The sequence below is a fragment of the Hymenobacter sp. 5317J-9 genome (genome assembly GCF_022921075.1).
Classification (GTDB): domain Bacteria; phylum Bacteroidota; class Bacteroidia; order Cytophagales; family Hymenobacteraceae; genus Hymenobacter.
The window spans coordinates 713,215-735,341 of record NZ_CP095050.1; the positions used below are offsets into that span (position 1 = coordinate 713,215).

Below are 22,127 nucleotides of genomic sequence, written 5' to 3' on the forward strand. Positions count from 1 at the left end.
TTCACGAAGGCAGGCGCCGGATTAGGTAAGCCCCCAGGCGTTGTCCCGGAAGTTCCACCCACCTGTGGAGCACGACGCTCAGGGCCGAACCTAGCCCCAGCACCAGGCAAAACCGCACCCCAATGCCGAGCAGCGCCGAAGCCGTGGTGGTGGCCGGCACCAGCTGCGCCACGCCGAAACGTTCCAACGCATACAGCACCATGAAGTGGGAGAGGTATAGGCAATAGCTGATGGTGCCAAGGAATGTGCTAACCCGGTTGACCAGCAGGCGCAACGCCCCGCGGCTCAGGGCCCAGGTCAGGCCGAAGAACAGGACGCCAAACACGTAATGCAAGCTGCCGCCCACCGGCCGAATGGTAAGCAGCACCGCCAGGCCAGCGCCCGCCAGCAGCGCCCACGTGGAGCGGCGCAGCCGGCGGCTTGCGGCCGGCCCGCCGCTCATTCGGTACAGCAGTATCCCCAACCCAAAGTGGGGCAGCTGGCTCGGAAAGCACCAGAGCAAGTACTGCCACCAGAGCGTGGCGTCGGCAATGAGCGGGCGGGGCAGCAGCAGCAACGTGCCACCGATGGCCATCGCTATACTAATGGCCACAAAGCGTGCGGCCCGGTCGGCGGTGCGCAGGCTTGCAAATAGCCACGGCGCAAGGGCGTAGAACCACACTTCCACGCTAATGCTCCAGCCGCCGGGCACGGGGTGGTTCATCCAGTGCGGGCTCAGGCCGTTTAGAAAGGTGAGGTTGGCCAGCACGTTGGCCGGGGTCGCGTCGCTGGGGTGCCCGGTCAGCGGCATCCAGGCCACGCCGTAGAGCAGCACGCCCAGCCAATAGATAGGGGCAATGCGGAACAGGCGGCGCAGCAAAAAATTTCGGGTGGGATGTGCTTCGCCGCGCCTGGCTTCGGCGGAGCGGCACAAGGTGAAGGCACTCACGAGGAAAAACAGCTGCACGCCGCGGTTGCCCACGTCAAATAGGTTGCGCACCCAGATGTTCAGCCCATGCAGCTCGGTGCCAAACAACACGCAGTGCACCAACACCACACCCAGAATGGCCAGGCCTCGCAGCGCGTCGATGTACGCAAGCTTGGGCGCCGGCTCGGTGGGGGCAACGGCGGGGCGTGGGGCAGGCACGGGAATCGCGGCAGGCAATGGCAACTATTGCTCCCCGCGCAAAATCAGCGCGAACACGGCGTAGTTCAGCATGTCGCGGTAGCTGCCTTCCACGCTTTCGCTCACCCAGGCGTCGCCGCCAATGTCTTCGAGCTGCTTCACGCGGTGCAGCTTCATCAGGATGAGGTCGGTGATGCTCGACACGCGCATCTGGCGCCAGGCTTCGCCGTAGTCGTGGTTTTTGGCCAGCAGCAGGCGGCGGTTTTCGGCGGCTTCGTCGTCGTAGGCTGCCGCCACGGCCTCGGGCGTCATGTCGAGGGGCGTGTCGGCGGGCAGATGCAGCTGCATCAGGGCAATGAGGCAGTAGTTGATGATGGCCACGAACTCCTCGTTCACGTCGTCGGCCACCAGCTGCACGCCCGTTTCCTGAATGGTCCGAATGCGGTTGGCTTTGATGAAAATCTGGTCCGTGACCGAAGGCAGGCGCAGGATGCGCCAGGCCGTGCCGTAGTCGTGGGTTTTGGCCAGGAACAAGGCGCGGCAGCGGGCCAGCAGCAGGTCGTAGTGGTCGGGAGTATTCAATGGGTGAATGGGTGAATGGGTGAATGGGTGAATGAACGTAGCACCGTCCTCAGGGCCGCAAGTTCGCCTCGGGAGGTCGATATTGAGCCCGCTTTATTTCCCGCTCGCCATGCGCTCGCCCGTTATTCACCCATTCACCCATTCACCCATTCACACCTTGCTCAGCCCCCACGGCCGCTTGCTGAGTTTGCGCCGCCCGCAGGTGATGGGCATTCTCAACCTCACGCCCGACTCGTTTTTTGAAGGCAGCCGGGTCGAGTCCGAAAAAGACCTGCTCGCGCGGGCCGAAGCCATGCTGAAAGCCGGCGCCGCCGTGCTCGACCTCGGCGCCTACAGCACCCGCCCCGGCGCCGCCGATATTTCCGAAGCCGAGGAAACCCAGCGCCTGCTGCCCGCCGTGGAGGCACTGCGCCGCGAGTTTCCCGACGCTTTTCTCTCCGCCGATACCTTCCGGGCCGGCGTGGCCGAAGCCGCCGTGGCCGCCGGCGCCGACCTGGTGAACGACGTGGGCGGCGGCACCCTCGACCCCAAAATGTTTGCCACTGTGGGCCGCCTGCGCGTGCCCTACGTGCTGATGCACCTGCGCGGCACGCCCCAAACCATGGCCAAGCTCACGCACTACGAAGACGACCTCATGCTCACCCTGCTGCGTTACTTCCGCGACGGCGTGGCCGCCCTGCGCCAGGCCGGCGCCGTGGATGTGGTGCTCGACCCCGGCTTCGGCTTCGCCAAAACCGCTGCCCAGAGCCACGAGCTGCTGCGCCGCCTGTCCGAGCTGCACGCCCTGGGCCTGCCCGTGCTGGCGGGCCTCTCGCGCAAGCGCATGGTGTACGGCCCGCTGGGCCTGGGCCCCGAAACAGCTCTCAACGGCACCACGGCCCTGCACGTGCTGGCCCTGCAGGGCGGCGCCCGCTTGCTGCGGGCCCACGACGTGGCCGAAGCACAGCAAACCATAGAATTATTTGCCCATACCTTTCCAATGGCGGAATAAAGGCCGTAATTTGAAGGGCGGCGTGCAACTGCGTTACCTACTCGTTGTCATCCTGAGCGCAGCGAAGGACCTTTTCACGTCCGAACGATGCGTGCTTCGGTGGCAAGGTCCTTCGCGCTGCTCCGGATGACAGACGTCTTCCCCATACCTTTTCCCTTATCCCCTCACCGCCATGTCCGGCCCGTTCCCCATCAATTTCCTGCGCTTCGGCTGGATTGACGCGGCCGACGTGTTGCTGGTGACGGTGCTGCTCTACCAGCTCTACAAGCTGCTGCGCGGCTCGGTGGCCCTCAACGTGGCCCTCGGGCTGATTTCGTTCTACGTGCTTTACCTGCTGGTGAAAGCCACCGGCATGGAGCTGCTCACCAAGATTCTGGGACAGTTTATGAGCGTGGGCGTGCTGGCCAGCATCATTTTGTTTCAGCAGGAAATCCGGCGGTTTTTGCTGAGTGTGGGCAAGGCCACCGCCCTCGAGCGCATGCGCGGCTGGACCTGGGGCCGACCCGCCGAGGCCGCGCCGCTCTCGGTGGGCCCGTTTGTGGAAGCGGCCAAAAGCCTCTCCAATAAGTACACCGGCGCCCTCATCTGCTTCGCTCAGGCCTCGGACCTCACCTCGTTTGCCGAGTCCGGCGACCGCCTCGACGCCGAAATCAGCAAGCGCCTGCTGCTGTCCATCTTCAACAAAACCTCGCCCCTGCACGACGGCGCCGTGATAGTGGCCGGCGGCCGCCTGCAGGCCGCGCGCTGCATCCTGCCGGTGAGCGAAAACCCCGACGTGCCGGCCTCGCTGGGCCTGCGCCACCGCGCCGCCATCGGCCTGAGCGAAATCACCGACGCCGTGGTGCTGGTGGTGAGCGAGGAAACCGGCGCCATGAGCCTGGTGCGCCACGGCGAAGTGCACCGCAACCTGGCCACCGCCGAGCTGCGCGCCCGCCTCAACGAGTGGCTGCTCAGCAGCGCCGGCCGTCCCGCCGCGGTACCGGCCAAGTCGGAGGCCGCGGCCTAACCCCGGCCCGTTCCTGCCGCCTGAAGGACTGCTGCTGAAGGATGTAAGCAGGAGCTACGTGCCGCGAGCATGGGGCTAAATCCGACCAGGCGCAAGCGAAAGCGCCGTTGCCGCATAGTGCCAGGCAAAATTGATGATGGCCTTGTAGGTGCTGATATTCAGCTGTATGCGTGGGTTAAAAAGTCAATAATCTAGTTTTTTCTATTAGGTTCCTGGCTCTGCGGTTTCTACTTTTCTACGAACAATTAGGTCGCCGGCCTGGCAAGCGGTGGGAAGTTTGCCCCTTGGCTTGGGGGCTGAGCCCATTGGGAAGTCCGGCGGGCGCCTGCTTGTTCCTTGGGGGTTCTGCCACCCGCTACCCTGTTGTTGCCTTCTGTTTTTCCCCTCTTCACCCACCGTATTCATTCACTTTTACCTTCTTTTTCATGCGGAGAAATTTACTTGACGAGTCGCAGCAGGTGCGGCTCGGAATCCTGGCGGTGCGCAAGCGCCTGCTGGGACTGCTCGGCGCGGGCGCCCTGCTGCTGAGCGGCACGGCCCACGCCCAAACCCCCACCACGGTTTTCAACGAGACCTTCGAAGGCGCCACCAACTCCTTCACCATTGCCAACGGCACCCAGCTCAACCAGTGGTACGTGGGCACGGTGGCCGGCAACGGCCCCACCACGGCGGGCACCAAGGCGGCCTACATCTCCAACGACGCCGGGGTTAGCCACGCCTACACCCTCACCTCAACCACTCCCTCGGCGTTATCAGTGGTGCACATGTACCGCGACGTGACCTTCCCGGCTTCGCAAAACATTGTGCAAGTCGGGTTCGACTGGCTGGCTGGTGGCGAAAGCACCTACGACTACATCCAGGTGTTTGTGGTGCCCACCACGGTGACGCCGGCCGCGGGCACGCAGCTCGTGAACGGTACCAACGGCGCCGTGCAGGTTGGCTCCAACATCAACCTGCAGGCTGCCTTTGGCCGCACCACCTTCCAGCTGCCGGCCAGCGTGGCCGGTACTACGCAACGCTTGGTCTTCACCTGGCGCAACGACAATTCGGGCGGCGTCCAGCCGCCGGCCGTCATTGACAACGTGACGGTGACGGCCCAGGCCGCCAGCCCCATCAGCGGCGCTTTCACCATCAACAACGCCCTGCCCACGGCGGGCACCAACTTCGCCAGCTTCACCGACGCGGCCACTCGCCTGAACCGGGACGGCATCAGCGGCCCCACCACCTTCACGGTATTGGGCGGGCCCTACACCGAGCAGTTTCTGCTGAACGACGTGGCCGGCACCGGCGCCAACAGCCCGTTGGTAATCAACGGCGGCGGTCATACCATCCAGTTTGCCTCCACCAACAGCAGCCAGCGCGCCGTGGTGCAGCTGAACGGCACCGACTACACCACCATCAACAACCTGAACATCGACGCCACCGGCGCCGGTGCTTCGCCGGCGGCCACCTACGGCTACGGCATCCTGCTCACCAACGGCGCCGACAACGACCGCATCACCAACAACGTGGTGAACGCCGACATCGCCACCACGTCGAGCCTGTTTGCGGGCATTGCGGTGAGCGGCTCGACCACCAGCGTGTCGACGAGCGGTACGTCGGCCAACAACCTCACCATTGAGGGCAACACGGTGAACGGCGGCTATTACGGCATCACCTTGTTTGGCAACAGCACCGCCACGGCGTATGCTACCGGCAACATCATCCGCAACAATGCGGTGAAGGACTTTTACAACTACGGCATCTATGTGGGCTACCAGGATGGCCTGCAGGTGGTTGGCAACGAGGTGGCCCGCCCCCTGCGCACCAACGGCTCCACGCTCTACGGCCTCTATTTCAGCGGCGGCTCGCGCAACTTGGCGGTGGAGAAAAACCGCTTCCACGATTTGTTCACGGGCAACCCCGCCTCGACCAGCACCGCCTACGTGCTGTACATCTCCACCGGCACCGTGCCCACGGCCACCACGCCCAACGATTTCGTGAACAACGTGTTCTACAACCTCACGGGTAGCGGCATTCAGTACATCATCTACAACACGGGTGGGGCTTACAGCCGGATTTACAACAATACCATCAGCAGCGACGACCAAGCGACGGCCACTACGTCGACCACGTACGGCATTTACAGCTCGGGCACGGGTGCCGACATCAAGAACAACGTGGTGAGCGTGACGCGCACCGGTACCGGCACCAAGTACGGCCTGTACTACACCACCAACGCCCCGGCCAGCAACTACAACGACATTTACGTGCCCAACGGCAACGTGGGCTACTACACCGCGGCCTACGCCACGCTGACCGCCTGGCAGGCCGCCAACGGCAGCGCCTTCGACCAGAACAGCGTGTCAGTGGACCCGGCGTTTGTGAACGTCGGCACCGGCGACCTGACGCCCACCAACGTGGTGCTCAACAACGCCGGCACGCCGCTGGCCCGCGTGACCCAGGACATTACCGGCGCTCCCCGCGGCACCACCCCCGACCTGGGCGCCTACGAGTTTACGCCCGTGGCCATCGACGTGGCTCCCGTGAGCCTGCTCACGCCCGTGGCCGGCACCACCTGCTACGGCCCCGCCGAACCCGTGAGCGTACAGATTCGCAACGCCGGCACCTCGGCGCTGAACTTTGCCAGCAACCCGGCCACCGTGACGGCCGTGGTGACGCTGCCCGGCGGCACCACCACCACCCTGACCACGACCCTGAACACCGGCACCCTGGCCAGCGGTGCTTCCCAAATCGTGACCTTGGGCGGCACCCTGAACATGACGACGCTGGGCACCTACTCGTTTGCCATCACGGCCACCGTGACGGGCGACCTCAACACCGGCAACAACGCGCTCACGCCGGCCCCCACCCGCACGGCGGTGGCCCCCGTGGCCGGCACGCTTTCGCCCGCCAGCGCCGTCCTCTGCGTGAGCGGCACGGCGGCCCTCTCGGTGAGCGGCGTGGCCAACGGCGGCATTCAGTACCAGAGCAGCACCAGCGCCACCGGCACCTTCACCGACATTGCCGGCGCTACCGCTGCTACCTTCACCACGCCGGTGCTCAACAGCACCACCTACTACCGTGTGCGCACCACCTGCAACGGCAACACCGTGTATAGCAACGTGGCAACGGTGACGGTGAACAACCCCGTGATAACGGCTGCTCCCTCGCCGGTGAGCACCTGCGCCGGCGGCACGGCCACGCTCTCGGCCACGGTGCCGGCCGGCGTGAGCGTGCGCTACTACACGGCTGCCACGGGCGGCACGCTGGTGGGCACGGGCAACCCCTTCACCACGCCGTCGCTGACGGCCAGCACCACCTACTACGCCGAAGCCTTCGCGGGCGGCACCGAAAACGTGGGGCCGACTTCCAACTCGCTGGGCGCGGGCGGGGCGTCAACTTTACCTACGCCATGACCTTCAACGTGCTGTCGCCGACCACCCTGACGGGCGTGTACGTGTACCCCACCGCCGCAGGCGTGAGCAACATTCAGCTGCTCAACAGCGCCGGCACCGTGCTGCAAGCCTACCAGGCCACGTTCACGGCGGCCGATTTGAACGTGAAGACCTTCGTGCCGCTGAACTTCTCCCTGCTTGCCGGTACCGGCCTGCGCCTGAGCATGACCTCGACGGGTTCGACGGCCAGCCTGTACCGCAACACGGCCGGCGCCGTGTACCCCTACACCTCGCCGAGCGGCAACGTGAGCATCACGGGCAACACCTTCGACCCGGTGTACTACTACTATTTCTACGACTGGCGCCTGGGTTCGGAGTGCGTTAGCGGTGCTACGCGCACGCCCATCCAGGTGAACGTGACGGCGGGCCTGGTGGCCTCGCTCGCGGCCACGGCGGCTACCAGCTGCGGCACGGCCCCGGTGGCCCTGAGCGGCAGCATTGCCGGCACGGCCACGGGTGCTACCTACACCAGCACGGGCACGGGCACGTTCTCGCCCAACGCCACCACGCTCAACGCCACCTACACGCCTTCGGCCGCCGACGTGGCCGCCGGCACCGTCACCATCACCCTGACCCCCACCGGCCCGGCCGCGTCCTGCACCAAGACGGCCCAGTTCGTGCTCACCCTCACGGCGCCGCCGGCTTCGGGCTTTAGCTACCCAGCCGGCACCTATTGCACGGGCGCCAACGCCACCATTGCGCCGGTGCTGGCGCCGGGTGCGCAGGCGGGCACCTTCACGGCCTCGGGCTTCGGCCTGCGGATTGACCCAGTTTCGGGCATCATCAACCTGGCCAACACCAACATCGACGGCACCTTCACCATCACCAACTCGGTGTCCGTCACGGGGGCTTGCAGCGGCGCTTCGTCCTCCACCACCACCGTCACCATCAACCCGGGCGTGGCCCAGCCCACGCTCACGGCCACGCCGCAGGCGGGCGGTGCCGTGCTGCTGAGCACGCCGGCCCTGGTGGGCGCCACCTACCAGTTCTTCAAGGGCACGCCGGCCGTGGCCGTGGGCCCGCCCAGCAGCGCCAACACGCTGCTGCTGGCCGCCGGCACCCAGTCCGGCGCCTACACCGTGGTGGTGACCTCGACTACGGGCTGCTCGTCCATCCCCTCGGCGCCGGTGTCGGTGGTGGTGACGGGCACCCAGACGGCCACCCTGAACGGCGTGAGCCTGCGCGTGTTCCCCAACCCGACGGCCGACGGCCGCCTGCGCGTGGAGTTGAGCGGCATCAACGCCAAAGCCTCGCAGCTGCGCGTGTTCAACGCCTTGGGCCAGGTGGTGCACGCCGGCTCGCTGGCCGTGGGCACCGAGTCGCTCAATCTGAGCAAGCTGGCGGCGGGCGTGTACACGCTGCGCGTGCAAACCGCGGAAGGCGTGCTCACGCAGCGCATCGTGCGGGAATAGCCCGGCGCTTCGCGTAACTGAAAAGCCCCGCTGGCCAGCCGCCAGCGGGGCTTTTTCATGGGTGCCTGAGGCCGCGGTGGCAGGCAATCGGGGGTGGAATTGGAGCGGAAAGTATTGCCGGCCGAAACCGCGTTGAGCATCGCAAGCCAAGGCAGCTAGTCAATGAGAGGCCTTTGAGTTGGATATTGGTAAGTAGTTAGCCCGCTGCCTTTTCTGCGTAATCGCCGCTGCAAACAATGCAACATTAGGATGCTGCATATTTTAGCTATACTTTCGACTTGCACAGTCGTGGCCGCAGGGAATACCGTTTTTGCCTTATCCCGAAGGGCAATGCCAGCGGTGTACCGGTAGGCGCGCTGACTACTTTCTACCCTCTCTCCCTTTTTCACCCACCGTATTCTTTCACTTTTACCGTCGTTTTTATGCGAAAAAATTTACTTGGCGAACCGCAGCAGGTGCGGTTCGGAGGCCTAGCGACGCGCAAGCGGCTGCTGGGGTTGCTGGGCGCAGGCGCACTGCTGCTCAGTAGCTTGAGTGCACAGGCGCAGCTGTCGGGCGCCAAATCCATTCCCGGCGATTACGCCACGGTAGCGGCGGCCGTCACGGCCCTGAACGCGCAAGGCGTGGGCACGGGCGGGGTCACCTTCAACATCGCCCCGGGCTACACCGAAACGGCTGCCAACGTGCTCATCACGGCCAGCGGCACGGCGGCCAACCCCATCGTGTTCCAGAAAGGCGCCGGCACGGGCGCCAGCCCGGTCATCACGGGCGGGACGGGCGTCTCGACCACGCTCGACGCCATTTTCACGCTGCAGGGCGCCGACTACGTCACCTTCGACGGCCTGACCCTGGTAGACCCCGCGGCCAACGCCACCGCTACCACCCAAATAGAATGGGGCTTCGCCCTGCTGAAAACCAGCACGCCCGCCGTGGATGGCTGCCAGAACGTGGTGATTCGGAACTGCTCCATCACGCTGCAGAAAGGCACGGCCACGTCGGGCATCTACTCGGCCAACCACACGCCGGCCAGCACCACCGCGTTGGCGCCCACGGCGCTGTCGGGCACCAACTCCAACAACAAGTTCTACGGCAACACCATCAGCCGCGTCAACAACGGCATTTACGTGGCCGGCTACGCGGCGGCCAGCCCCTACCTGTACTACGACCAGGGCAACGAAATCGGCAGCGTGCTGAGCGGCACCGCCGCCACCGGCAACACCATCACCGACTACGGCACCACCACCACGGCCTACGGCATCTACTCCATCTACCAGCACGGGGTGAAGGTGCAGGGCAACACCGTGACCAGCACCACGGCCACTACTACCACGGGCCCCACCAGCACGCTGTATGGCATTCTGGTGACGACCGGCGGCAGCGCCGACATTCTGGGCAACAACGTGACGGTGAATACCAACACGGCGACCTCGACGAGCTACGGCATTCAGAACGGTAGCGGCGTGAACGGCCTGAACGGGGCCGCTTCGACGGTGAACATGGGCAACAACAGCCTGAGCATGAACTCGACCACCACCACTTCGGGGGTGTTCTACGGCGTGTACAACACCTCGTCGCTGCCCAACCTGAACGTATTCGGCAACACCGTCAGCAACTGGAACCGCACGGGCACGTCGGCGTTCAACTACCTGCTCTACATCAGCACCAGCCCCACCGCCACGCTGAACGTGTACAACAACACCATCAGCGACATCACAACGACGGGGGCCACCAGCGGCATCTACGGCTACTATGGCTTCCCGGCCAGCACGGCGGCCACGCAGTATTACGGCAACACCATCCAGAACGTGACCTGCGACGGCAACACGCTCTATGGCATGTACCTGAGTGGCGGTGGCAACGTGGACGTGTACCGCAACCGCGTGTCGGGCCTCACGGCCAACGGCGCCACGGCCACCATCTACGGCATCTACACCACGGGCACCACCACCACGCTGACCAACAACCTGATTGGCGACTTCAAGGCCCCTGCCGCTTCGAACACCACTGCCCTCACTGGCCTGTACCTGGCCGGCGGCACCACGGTGAATGCCCAGTACAACACCATCTACCTCAACGGCAGCAGCTCGGGCGCCAACTTCGGCACCTCGGGCATCTACTTCACCTCCACGGCCACCACGCTCGTGACCCTGCGCAACAACGTGGTGGTGAACACCTCCACGGCCGCCGGCACGGGCAGCACCGTTGCCCTGCGCCGCTCGGGTGGCTCGGCGGGCGTTGCGCCCATCAACCTGACCACCGCCACCAACAACAACCTGTACTACGCCGGCTCGCCGGCCACCACCGGCAACCTGATATACGGCGAAGGCACGGGCACCCTCACCAACGGCTTGTCGACACTGGCCGACTACAAGAGTTTTCTGAGCGACCGCGAAGTGGTTTCGGTGACCGAGAATGTGCCCTTCGTGAGCACCGTGGGCACCAACGCCAACTTCTTGAAGGTGAGTACCACCACGCCCACGCAGGTGGAAGGCGGTGGCACCCCCATCAGCGGCATCACCACCGACTACGCCAACGCCACGCGCAGCGCCACCACGCCCGACCTGGGCGCCTACGAAGGCACTTACCAGCCGCTCGACCTCACCGGCCCGGCCATCCTGAACGCCACGCTCAGCAACACCAACAGCACCGCTAACCGCACGCTGGTGGTCACCATCAGCGACGCGGCCGGCGTGGCCACGGGCGCCAACGCCCCGCGCCTGTACTACCGCAAAGGCACCAGCGGTGCCTACGTGTTTGTGAACGCCACGAGCGTGAGCGGCAACCAGTACACCTTCACCCTGAACTACACCCTGATTGGCGGCGTGACCACGGGGGACGTGGTGCAGTACTACGTGGCGGCCCAGGACCTGGCCACCACGCCCAACGTGAGCACGGCCCCCAACGGCGGTGGCAGCGGCGCCACGCCGCCCGGCACCACGGCCCCGGCCACGCCCGGCTCGTTCCAGATTGTGGGCGTGCTCAGCGGCATTTATTACGTGGGCACCTCCACGCCCCCGGCCGGCACCCCCGCCGACCGCGTGTACCCGACCCTGACCGCCGCCGCCAATGCCTACAACGTGAACGTGCTGGGCGGCGCGGTGACGTTCTACCTGCTCGATGCGACCTATTCGACGGCGGAGACTTTCCCCATTGTGTTCAACGCCAACGCCTCGGCCTCGGCCACGAACACGGCCCGTTTCAGCCCCTACACGGGCGTGACGAGCACCATCACGGGGGCAGCCAACAGCCTGCTCCAGTTTAAGGCCACCACCTACCTCACCTTCGACGGCTCGAACGTGGTGGGCGGCACCCAGCGCAACCTCACGCTGAACAACACCCAGACCACGGCGGCGGGCGTCATCATTGTGGGCAGCCAGGGCGCGGGCAACGGCACGTCGTTCGTGGCCCTGCGCAATATGAACCTGCGCGGCGGCGCCAACGGCAACTCGGCTTCGTTCGGCATCCTGGTTTCGGCCACGCCGACGGGCACGCCCGCCACGGGCACCGGCGCCGACAACGACAACCTGACCATCCAGAACAACTCGATTTCGGGCGTGTACTACGGCATTTATGCCGGCGGCACCGCGGCCGTGAGCGCCGGCGGCCTCGACGGCCTGACCGTTTCGAACAACCTGATTGGGCCGGCCACGGCTGCCGCGGCCGACAACATCGGCAACACCGGCCTGTACCTGACCAACGCCGTGAACCCGGTGGTGACCGGCAACACGGTGCGCAACGTGGTGGCCTCGGCCACTACCTACGGCATGAACTTCCCGGCCGGCGTGAACGGCGCCACGGTGAGCCAGAACGTCGTCAGCAACGTCTCGACCAGCAGCACCAACGCCTACGGCATCTACCTGGGTACGAACTTCATCAACGGCGTGGTGGACCGCAACCGCATTGAAACCGTGGTGGGCGCGCCCACCGGCGGCTACGGCGGCAAAGGCATCGACATCGCCACCGGCAACGCCACCAGCAACCTGGTGGTGAGCAACAACCTGGTGTCGGGCATGAACGGCTCGGGCTGGAGCACCCTCACCTCCGACGCCATCATCGGCATCCGCGTGAGCAGCGGCTCGGGCATCACCGTGGCCTACAACTCGGTTAACCTGTACGGCAACTACCTCACGGTTCCCACCAGCACTTACCTCTCGGCGGCGCTGTTTGTGAACACGGGCGCCACCAACCTGACCGTGGCCAACAACGTGCTGGTGAACTCGCTCGTGACTGGAGGAACCACCGCCAGCGTAGCTTACTCGTTCTACACCTACGCGCCGACCTCGGCCTACAACGTGCTCAACAGCAACGACTACTACGTGGCGGGCGCCCAGGGCGTGCTGGCCAACGTGGGCGGCACGGGCGGCATCTCGGCCACCACGGCCGTGGCCACGCTGGCCGCGCTGCAAACGGCCACGGGCAAAGACGCCAGCTCGGTGAGCGTGGACCCCATCTTCGCCTCCAACACCGACCTGCAGAGCAGCCAGCCGGCGCTCAACAACGTGGGTACGCCGGTGGCCGGCATCACCACGGACTTCAACGGCGCCGCGCGTTCGGCCACCACGCCCGACATCGGGGCCTACGAGTTTACGCCCCAACCCATCGACATTGCCGCCAGTGCGCTGGTGTCACCGGTGAACTCGGGCACCTCGACCTGCTTCGGGGCTAATACGCCCGTGACGGTGCAGGTGCGCAACAACGGCACCGCGACGCTCAACTTTGCCACCAACCCGCTCACGGTGACGGTGGTCATCACGGGTCCTGCCGGCACCACGCCCCAAACGCTGACGCAAGTCATCAGCACGGGCACGCTGGCGTCGACGGCCACGCAGAACGTCACCCTGACCAGCCTGGCCAACTTCACCACGCTCGGCACCTATACGTTCTCGGTGACCACCACCGTGACCGGCGACCAGAACGCCGCCAACAACGTGCTGACCCCGGCCGCCACCCTCAACGTGGTGGCTCCGGTGGCCGGCACGCTCTCGCCCTCGACGTACTCGATTTGCGTGAGCGGTGCCACCACCCTGACCCTGGCCGGCGCCGCCAACGGCGACATCCAGTACCAGAGCAGCACCAGCGCCACGGGGCCGTTCACCAACATCAGCGGGGCCACGTCGGCCAGCTACACCACGCCCACCCTCACCAGCACCACCTACTACCGGGCCGTGGTGAGCTGCGGCGCCAACTCGGCTACCTCGAACGTATCGGCCGTGCTGGTGAACAACCCGGTGATTTCGGCGGCTCCCTCGCCGGTGAGCACCTGCGCCGGCGCTACCGCCTCGCTCTCGGCCACGGTGCCCACGGGCGTGAACGTGCGCTACTTCACCACCGCCACCGGCGGCACGGCCATCGGCACCGGCAACCCCTTCGTGACCCCGGCCCTCACGGCCAGCACCACGTACTACGCCGAAGCCTTTGCCGGCAACCAGGAAAACGTGGGCAAGCCCTCCACCACGGGCACCGACGGCACCAACACCATCGGCGGTCTGTACTTCACGGCCACGGCCCCCACGGTTATCACCAACGTGACGGTGTACCGCACGGCCAACGCCGCTGCTGGCACGGCTACCATTCAGCTGCTGAACGGCAGCACGACCACCGGCACGCCGGTGGCCAGCGTCACGGTGCCGGTGCCGGCCAACACCACGGCCGCCATCTCGCCCACGGTGCTCACGCTGAACCTGGCGGTGCCCGCCGCCGGCCAGTACACGCTGTACCTGAGCGCCGCCACGCCGAGCCTCATCCGCGACTTCAGCAGCACGCCGCAGCCGGCCACGGCGTATCCGTACACCTCGCCGAGCGGGCTGGTGACCATCACCAACTCGACGCTGGGCACCGACTACTACTATTTCTTCTACAACTGGCAGATTGGTAGCGAGTGCATCGGCGCCACGCGCACGCCCATCCAGGTGAACGTGACGCCCGGCCTGGTGGCCTCGCTGCCGGTGTCGGCCTTCACGAGCTGCGGCCAGACGCCGTATCAGCTGAACGGCAGCATTGCCGGCACGGCCACGGGCGCTACCTACACTAGCACGGGCACGGGCACGTTCTCGCCCAACGCCACCACGCTCAACGCCACCTACACGCCCTCGGCCGCCGACGTGGCCGCCGGCACCGTCACCATCACCCTGACCCCCACCGGCCCGGCCGCGCCGTGCACCTCCACGGGCCGCGTGGTGCTCACTCTGCAGGCGGCGCCCAACGCGGCGTTCTCGTACCCCGCCGGCACGTACTGCACCAACTCGCCGGTGACGGTGGCCCCGGTGCTGGCCCCCGGCGCGGTGGCTGGCACGTTTGGCACCACGGGCATTGGCTTGCGCATCGACCCCGTGACGGGCGTGATTAACCTGGCCAACACCAACATCGACGGCACCTTCACGGTGACCAACACGGTGGCCGGCTCGGGCGCCTGCGCTTCGTTCACCGCCACCACCACGTTCACGGTCATCTTCGGCATTGGCCAGCCCACGCTCACGGCCACGCCGCAGGCGGGCGGTGCCGTGCTGCTGAGCACGCCGACGCTGGCCGGTGCCACCTACCAGTTCTTCAAGGGCACGCCGGCCGTGGCCGTGGGCCCGCCCAGCAGCGCCAACACGCTGCTGCTGGCCGCCGGCACCCAATCCGGCAGCTACACCGTGGTGGTGACGGCCACCACGGGCTGCTCGTCCATCCCCTCGGCGCCAGTGTCGGTGGTGGTGACGGGTACGCAGACGGCCACCCGCAACGGGGTGAGCCTGCTGGTGTACCCCAACCCCACGCCCAACGGCAACCTGACCGTGGAACTCCGCGGCACGAAGGCCAACGCCTCGCAGTTCTCGGTGTTCAACTCCCTGGGCCAGACGGTACGCACCGGCACGCTGGGCACCGGCCTGGAGTCGCTGAGCCTGACGAACCTGGCTTCGGGCGTGTACACGCTGCGCGTGCAAACCGCGGAAGGCGTGCTCACGCAGCGCATCGTGCGGGAATAGCCCAGCGCTTCGCGTAACGGAAAAGCCCCGCTGGCAGCTGCCAGCGGGGCTTTTTTTTGTGGTGCAGTGGATTAGTAGGAAATCCAAGGTGAGTATAAGAGACGCCCTGTATTATATTCTGCCGGGTATTTTTGATAATATATATTGATTTTACTAATAAAAAATGTATTATTGCATAGCGTGTTTTTGAGATATATAGATTGGTTGCCGCAACGGATATGCCGTTTTGCGATAAGTAAGCACTCGTTCTACCCTCCGATGGCTGCTCTTTTACTTTCCAATGCGTTCGGCGCGCTCCTGCTGGCTATGCTCGTCCAGATGTGCTTGCGCCCTATGCTTACCGGTTATGCGCCGCTTGGTGCGCCAGAACCGGCCATCACCCCACCCCCGAGGGATTTTATACTGCGCTTCCTGACGGCGTCTCGGCGCCCGTGCGTGGCTTTGTGGCCCGGCATCAGCCTTAGCGCGCCATTACACCTTTAAGTGCGCCGCTGGGCGAGCCTTGTCCTTGTAGCTGCTTGTGCTATTTGATAATCCTTCTACCCTCAGGTCGTGAGCAATTTTTCTGCGTCGTTACGGCGCCATAGCGTAACCATTGGCGTCAGCTTCGCGCTGTGCTTGGGGGTGGCCTATTATCTGCTGGTGCAGGTACCTTCCCGCCAGTCGAAGCTGCAAGCCCGTTACTTTCAGGCATTGGAGCGCATCGGCCAGAATATGGCCGAGCAGCACACGGTGTTCGAAAAGCGCAGCGAATCGATGCTGCGCGAAATTGTGAATGGACTGGTGCCTAGCACGATGGGGCCGGTACAGTTGCGAGAGTTTGCCAGCGTTTTCCGCAAAAAAGAACTGAAAAATAGCTTTGGCCAAACCGGTGCGGTGGAACAGAACCTGCCGCGGTTCGACAGCGTGCAACTACTGCCGCAGCATCAGGTCGTGAAGGCCATCACGTGGAATTCGCAAACGCAGCAGTTCAGCTTCGCATACAGGTCGGCCCTGCTCGACACCATCCCCGGGGCGAGGATGGAGGCCGAAGGCCAGCAGATAGTCGTGCGCACGTCGGTGACCAGCAAGGAATTTATCCAGAACCTGGGCCGACTTGAGGTATTCGACGTGTTTTTTGTGGTGGGGCCGGGTGGCGATGGGGCCGGCAACCAGGGCCAGTTATTCAACGAGGTGTATTACAGCAGCCCCAAAGGACCGCCCATGCTCGACCTGACGGGCTGGGCCAAGGGCAAGATGCCGCACTGGCTGCGCGATACCTCTGGCCTGCAAGCGACCCGGCAGGCCGCGGTGTCGTTGGGCGGGCAGTCCTATCAGGTGTTCATTCAGCCGGTGCAGCTGCGGCCCGGTACCACGTGGTTGCTGTGCGGCGCCATCGCCACCGAGCGGTTTGCCAAGGAAAAGCAGGAATTGCCCACCCCCGGCATCGAACTGGCGTTGCTGCTGGTGGTGCTGGGGGTGCTGGCGCTGCCGCTGCTGCGGGTGCTGCTGATGACGGCCCACGAACGCCTAAACCTACGCGACGTGGTGTTTTGCGGCCTTTCACTGGTGGTGGGGCTGATGCTTGTCATCCTGCTCCTGCTTTCGCCCACGGCGCGCTACAACATTGCGCCGGACTCGCTCGACATCCAGCTTCAGCTGCTTGCCCGCCAGGTCGACGACGCCGTGCAGGTCGAAATGAATGCCCTGCGCCAGCAGCTAACGCAGGCCACGCAAGCCAACAAGGTGGTGGCTAAGCTGGTGAAAGAAGCCAACAGCCGCGCCGCGCAGGAAGCCGGCAACGTTGGCCCGACCAATTTGCGGCAGTTCGACTACCGCATTCCTTCTCTGCCCTGGCAGGCAGTAGTCGATACCCTGCCCAGACCAGCGGCCCGGTGCCCGTGGCTGCCCGAGCAACTGCAATGGCTGGCCTCGCCCTGGCAGGCAGATGCCGACAGCCGGCCCTGGCTGGTGGACGCCCATGTCCCACCCCGGCCGGCAGTCCGGCGCGCGCGGCTAACCGACCAGATGCTGTGGCTGGACAGCCACGGTGTGGCGCTGCTTAGCCGCGACTTTGCGGGCGATTCCGGGTACTACCAGCCTGATTTGCGCGAGCGCGGCTACTTCAAAGCATGGCAGCGCAACCTGGCCGGTTACCGTCCTCCGGCAGCGCTGGTGCAGCCCCGTGCCCAATTGATGAATCAGGCACGGCTGTCGTCGGTGCGGCGGTACGGTCGTTTTGGCGAAAAGGGCGTGGTGCTGACCATGCCTGGTTGGCTCTGGGCCGATTCGAGCCGGCCTCAGCCCATTCTGGGCCTGTACGTGACGCGGCTCACGGCCCTGACCAAGCCCATTTTGCCTCCGGAGTTTAGCTTTTGCGTGGTGAACACCGCCGGCGAAGTGCAGTTCCACTCTGACGACCGCCTGAGTTTAAGCGAGAACGTGCTGCAAGACTGCGAGCCCAGCGGACTTATCAAAGCCGCGCTGCTGTCGCAGGAGCCCGCTCAGGCCAGCATTCACTACCAAGGCCACCGGTACCGGATGCGCGTTGGGCCGATGAAGAGCGTGCAGGGCTACTTTTTGCTCACGTTGGCTAGCGAGGAAGAACTGCAAAGCCGACAGTTGCGCACGCTGGTGCTGGCGACGTTTCTGCTGGTTGGGGTAGCCGGAACCACCCTGGGGCTGCTGGCTTTGCTGCAAATGGCCCAAACCCGGCGGGGGCGGCGGATGCCTGCGCGAAATACGTTTCCGAGGCTCTGGCCGCAGGCGAGGCACCTGCGGCACTACGTGCAAATCATCCTGGCGGGCATGGTGGGCCTGGTGCTGCAGTTCTTGGCCGTATGCTGCACCACCGAGTTGGCTCACTTATTCCTGCTGGTGCTGCTGCCTGCTTGGCTGGTGGGGTTTGCCAGCCACTACCTGCAGCTGGCTTCCGACGACGAAGCGCGCATTCGCTGGCTGATGCAGGTGGTTCTGGTGAGCGTGGTGGCCTTGATAAACCTGCTGGCAGGCTTCAGCATGGGCTGGCTTTCCTGCGATTTCTGGAGCATCATCGCGTTTCAGGCGGTCTTGGCTGTGGTGTTTGGCATCATGTGGTGGGCCGAAACCAACCGCACCAGCAGTCTGCTGCACCGTCAGGCTTCGCCGGCCCCGGCCAGCCCTTGGACGCCGGTACCCAGCGGTGGCCGCCGCACCCGCATGCAACGGCTGCGAATGGAGTTGGTCGGCTACGCCTCTCTGGTGCGCAGTGGCTTTCAGAACACCACCGCTGCCATCAAAAAAATGGGCATAGTCCGGGCGCTGAGCAGAGGGGTGGCGTGGCTGCAATTTGCCGTGCTGACCCTGGCCAAGCGCCTTATGCGTCAGCCGTGGGTGAACACCCTGAACGGCTACGCGGCCATGATGCTGGTGTGGCTGCTGGTGCTGAGCATCGTGCCCGCCGTCTATTGCTATCAGATTGCCTACCGTTTTGAGCGGGAGCAGCAGGTCCGGCAGGCTCATCTCAACTTGTTTCAGCAAGGACGCCTAAGCCTTACCGATGCCCACTACCCTTGGTTGCAAAAGCAATACCTCCAATTCTTCTTTTATACTGCACCCAGCGCTACCGATTCGGTGCGCCGACAGCTGGGGCCGGGCGAACGAGTGCTGCACAACCTGCTGGTGGCGCTGGAGCCCGTAGCCGACTCGGTGCACCACAGCCAACTGGTAACGGGAGACAGGCCCCTTGACTGGAAGGCCGATAAACGCCCCTACCAGCGTGCCCGGCTGCAGAGCCACCGCCCCGGCGCCGCTGCGCAAGATGCCATGCCCGTCCAGTATTTGGTTTCGCAGGTCAACGACGTGCAGTTGGGGCGTTTCTGGTATTGGCCCAACGACATGCTGCGCTACGTTCACGCCCACCAAAGCTACAAGCTGCCCGCCGAAATAATGCTCTGGCTGTGGCGCAACGTGTGGCTGTTGGTGCTGCTGGCGGGGCTCTACGCCGTGTTGCGCATGCTGGTGCGGCGGGTGTTTGGCCTCGACACCCAGCCCCTGGTGGCACTGCTGCGGCCCGGGCAGCCCTCACGTGGCGCCGTGGCCGCGCTGTTGGCGCCAGCGGCCCGCTCACAGCCCGTTACGCACTACTACGTGGTGTGTCCCATGCCCGGCAATGAAGCCGAATTCCCTCCTTTTACGGATGATTCAAACGCCATCGACTGCCGGTTTATGCCTTCGGCCCTGCCTCCGCCGGGCCGCGAAACGGACTGGCCGGAGTTGGCCAAAGCCATCGGTTCCGACAAGCCCGCCATCGTGTTGCTGCAGTTCGATTATCTATTCGCCGACGCCGCGCTGACCGAGCTAAAACTGGCCTTGCTGCTTCGTTTGCAGAAAAGCAAAAAGCAGCTTTTCATCGTCTCGCGGGTGCACCCGGCCATGTTTGGCGACTGCGGCCATGCCCGCGACAACTGCGACGAGCAAGCCCAGCACCAAGCCATTTGGCAGGCCGGCGATAAACTGCTGCGCCTGCTGTCGCAATTTGAGCTGCTGTACATTCCGGTGCGCCATGGGGCCCTGCCTGTGCTGGAAGAGCAGCGGCGCTTGCGCCGGCAAGTGCAGCTGCGCTTCGCGCGCCTGCTTCGGCGGCAACTGCCCGGGCCGGTGCCCATCCACGCAAAGGTGTATCGCGCCCGCCGGGCACTGTTTGTGCACTTGCGGGGGCTGCTCTACGCCGAGTGTGATGCATTGTCTTGTCTCAAAGGCATTGAAGAGGACATGGAGCAGATGCTGCTCAACCTGTATCCCACCACCCAGCGCTTGAGCGAAGACGACGTGCTGCTGGGCATTCAGCGCCAGGCCGAACTGCGCTACCGCAGCTTGTGGGAAAGCCTGCTGCCCGCCGAACATTACCTGCTTTACGACTTAGCGCAGGACGGCTTGGTAAATACCCGCGACACCGTCGTGATTGGGGATTTGCTGCAAAAAGGACTGCTGGTTTACGACACCCGCTTGCGGGTGGTAAACGAAAGCTTCCGCTTGTTCATCATCACCGGGTTGTCGCGGCAGCAGGCCCTACGCTTGGAGCACGAAGCCAGCCGTGAAGCCGGCAGCGACGAGTCGTGGCAGCACCGCAGCTTGCCCTTGTTTGTGGTGCTGGCCGTCGCGGCGGCGTTTATATTCATCACCCAGCGCGGGGCCATCAACCAAACGCAAGCCATTTTGGCGGCGCTCACGGCCGCTTTGCCGTTGCTCTCGCGTTTATTCAGCCGCAATCCGCTGGCGGGCGACGTTGGCAAGTCGGCAGCAAAATAAACTTGCTGCCGACTTGCCAACGTCGCCATCTTGCCGGCCTCACGTCGTGTTCGTCACCACCTGCTGCCCTACCGGGCGGCGCCCGGCTACTTCAGCACTTCCAGCTCCCGGCCCACTTTCGTGAAGGCGGCAATGGCCTTATCCAAGTGCTCGCGGTTGTGGCCGGCGCTCAATTGCACCCGGATGCGGGCCTTGCCCTGTGGCACCACGGGGTAGTAGAAGCCCACCACGTAAATGCCCTCCCTGAGCATGCGGGCCGCAAATTCCTGGGCCAGCTTGGCGTCGTAGAGCATGACGGGCACGATGGGGTGCTCGCCGGGCGTGATGTCGAAGCCGGCTTCGGTCATCTTTTCGCGGAAGTATTTGGTGTTTTCTTCGAGCTTGTCGCGCAGCTCGGTGCTTTCGGTGAGCAGCTCCAGCACACGCAGGCTGGCGCCCACAATGGCCGGGGCCAGCGTGTTGGAGAACAAATAAGGGCGGCTGCGCTGGCGCAGCATGTCGATGATTTCCTTGCGGCCCGAGGTGAAACCGCCCATGGCGCCGCCCAGCGCCTTGCCCAGCGTGCCGGTGATGATGTCGACGCGGCCCATCACGCCGCGCAGCTCGTGGGTGCCGCGGCCGGTTTTGCCCAGGAAGCCGCTGCTGTGGCATTCGTCCACCATCACCAGGGCCTGGTACTGGTCGGCGAGGTCACAGATTTTGTCGAGCTGCGCAATGGTGCCGTCCATCGAGAACGAGCCGTCCGTCACGATGATGCGGTGGCGCGTGCCCTTGGCCTGGGCGTCCTGGAGCTGCTTTTCCAGGTCGGCCATGTCGTTGTGGGCGTAGCGGTAGCGCTGGGCCTTGCACAGGCGCACGCCGTCGATGATGCTGGCGTGGTTCAGGGCGTCGGAAATAATGGCGTCCTGCTCGTTGAACAGCGGCTCGAACACGCCCCCGTTGGCATCGAAAGCCGCGGCGTAGAGAATGGTGTCCTCGGTGCCCAGAAACTCGGCCAGCTTGGCTTCCAGCTCCTTATGAATGTTCTGCGTGCCGCAGATGAAGCGCACCGACGACATGCCGTAGCCGTGCGTGTCGATGGCTTCCTTGGCTGCCTTGATAACCTCGGGGTGGGAGCTCAGGCCCAGGTAGTTGTTGGCGCAGAAGTTCAGGACTTCGCCGGCTTCGTTGGTTTCAATCTCGGCGCCCTGGGGCGAGGTGATGATGCGCTCCTTCTTGAAAAGGCCGGCGTCTTTGATTTCCTGGAGCTGCTGCGTGAGGTCGGGCTGGAGAGTGGCGTACATATGATGGGTTGGAGGAGTGGTGGGATGGTGAAGTGATAATATGACCCGAAAGCATGTCATGCAGAGCGCAGCGAA

Annotated in this window: 9 protein-coding genes; 6 read left to right on the plus strand and 3 right to left on the minus strand. The window is 64.6% G+C overall.

Annotation, left to right across the window (positions count from 1 at the left end):
- Position 1 precedes the first annotated feature (1 nt).
- Together MUN81_RS02830 and MUN81_RS02835 are read right to left on the minus strand one after the other, a co-directional pair.
- The gene (locus MUN81_RS02830; protein ID WP_245114878.1) at positions 2–1,126 is read right to left on the minus strand and encodes an acyltransferase; all 1,125 of its coding nucleotides are present in this window, start codon (positions 1,124–1,126) and stop codon (positions 2–4) included.
- Positions 1,127–1,150: 24 nt separating this feature from the next.
- Complete coding sequence (locus MUN81_RS02835; protein WP_245114879.1) at positions 1,151–1,687, minus strand: DUF1599 domain-containing protein; 537 nt, start codon at positions 1,685–1,687, stop codon at positions 1,151–1,153.
- Positions 1,688–1,796: 109 nt separating this feature from the next.
- Here MUN81_RS02835 and folP point away from each other — a divergent pair, with 109 nt between their 5' ends.
- The 6 genes from folP to MUN81_RS02865 all read left to right on the plus strand — a co-directional run bounded on the left by folP (position 1,797) and on the right by MUN81_RS02865 (position 20,769).
- A complete protein-coding gene (folP, locus tag MUN81_RS02840; RefSeq protein WP_245114880.1) occupies positions 1,797–2,678 on the plus strand; it encodes a dihydropteroate synthase in 882 nt (293 codons plus the stop codon).
- A gap of 172 nt (positions 2,679–2,850) precedes the next feature.
- The gene (cdaA, locus tag MUN81_RS02845) at positions 2,851–3,684 is read left to right on the plus strand and encodes a diadenylate cyclase CdaA (RefSeq protein ID WP_245114881.1); all 834 of its coding nucleotides are present in this window, start codon (positions 2,851–2,853) and stop codon (positions 3,682–3,684) included.
- Between the two features lie 425 nt (positions 3,685–4,109).
- Positions 4,110–7,082: a hypothetical protein gene (locus MUN81_RS02850; RefSeq protein WP_245114882.1), complete on the plus strand. Its 2,973-nt coding sequence runs from the start codon at positions 4,110–4,112 to the stop codon at positions 7,080–7,082.
- Positions 7,079–8,533: a T9SS type A sorting domain-containing protein gene (locus MUN81_RS02855; RefSeq protein ID WP_245114883.1), complete on the plus strand. Its 1,455-nt coding sequence runs from the start codon at positions 7,079–7,081 to the stop codon at positions 8,531–8,533. Before MUN81_RS02850 ends, MUN81_RS02855 begins: the two co-directional genes overlap by 4 nt.
- Before the next feature lie 422 nt (positions 8,534–8,955).
- Positions 8,956–15,501 carry a T9SS type A sorting domain-containing protein gene (locus MUN81_RS02860; protein WP_245114884.1) on the plus strand — a complete coding sequence of 2,182 codons (6,546 nt, stop codon included), beginning with the start codon at positions 8,956–8,958 and terminating at the stop codon, positions 15,499–15,501.
- A gap of 552 nt (positions 15,502–16,053) precedes the next feature.
- Positions 16,054–20,769: a hypothetical protein gene (locus MUN81_RS02865; protein ID WP_245114885.1), complete on the plus strand. Its 4,716-nt coding sequence runs from the start codon at positions 16,054–16,056 to the stop codon at positions 20,767–20,769.
- A gap of 86 nt (positions 20,770–20,855) precedes the next feature.
- Here MUN81_RS02865 and kbl read toward each other — a convergent pair whose 3' ends face one another.
- Complete coding sequence (kbl, locus tag MUN81_RS02870; RefSeq protein WP_245114886.1) at positions 20,856–22,052, minus strand: glycine C-acetyltransferase; 1,197 nt, start codon at positions 22,050–22,052, stop codon at positions 20,856–20,858.
- Positions 22,053–22,127: the final 75 nt, after the last annotated feature.

Bases quoted from the DNA above. Each gene is read 5' to 3' on its own strand.
- MUN81_RS02860 (WP_245114884.1), top strand. From the start codon at position 8,956: ATGCGAAAAAATTTACTTGGCGAACCGCAGCAGGTGCGGTTCGGAGGC.
- MUN81_RS02850 (WP_245114882.1), top strand. From the start codon at position 4,110: ATGCGGAGAAATTTACTTGACGAGTCGCAGCAGGTGCGGCTCGGAATC.
- folP (WP_245114880.1), top strand. From the start codon at position 1,797: ATGCGCTCGCCCGTTATTCACCCATTCACCCATTCACCCATTCACACC.
- cdaA (WP_245114881.1), top strand. From the start codon at position 2,851: ATGTCCGGCCCGTTCCCCATCAATTTCCTGCGCTTCGGCTGGATTGAC.
- MUN81_RS02855 (WP_245114883.1), top strand. From the start codon at position 7,079: ATGACCTTCAACGTGCTGTCGCCGACCACCCTGACGGGCGTGTACGTG.
- kbl (WP_245114886.1), bottom strand. From the start codon at position 22,052: ATGTACGCCACTCTCCAGCCCGACCTCACGCAGCAGCTCCAGGAAATC.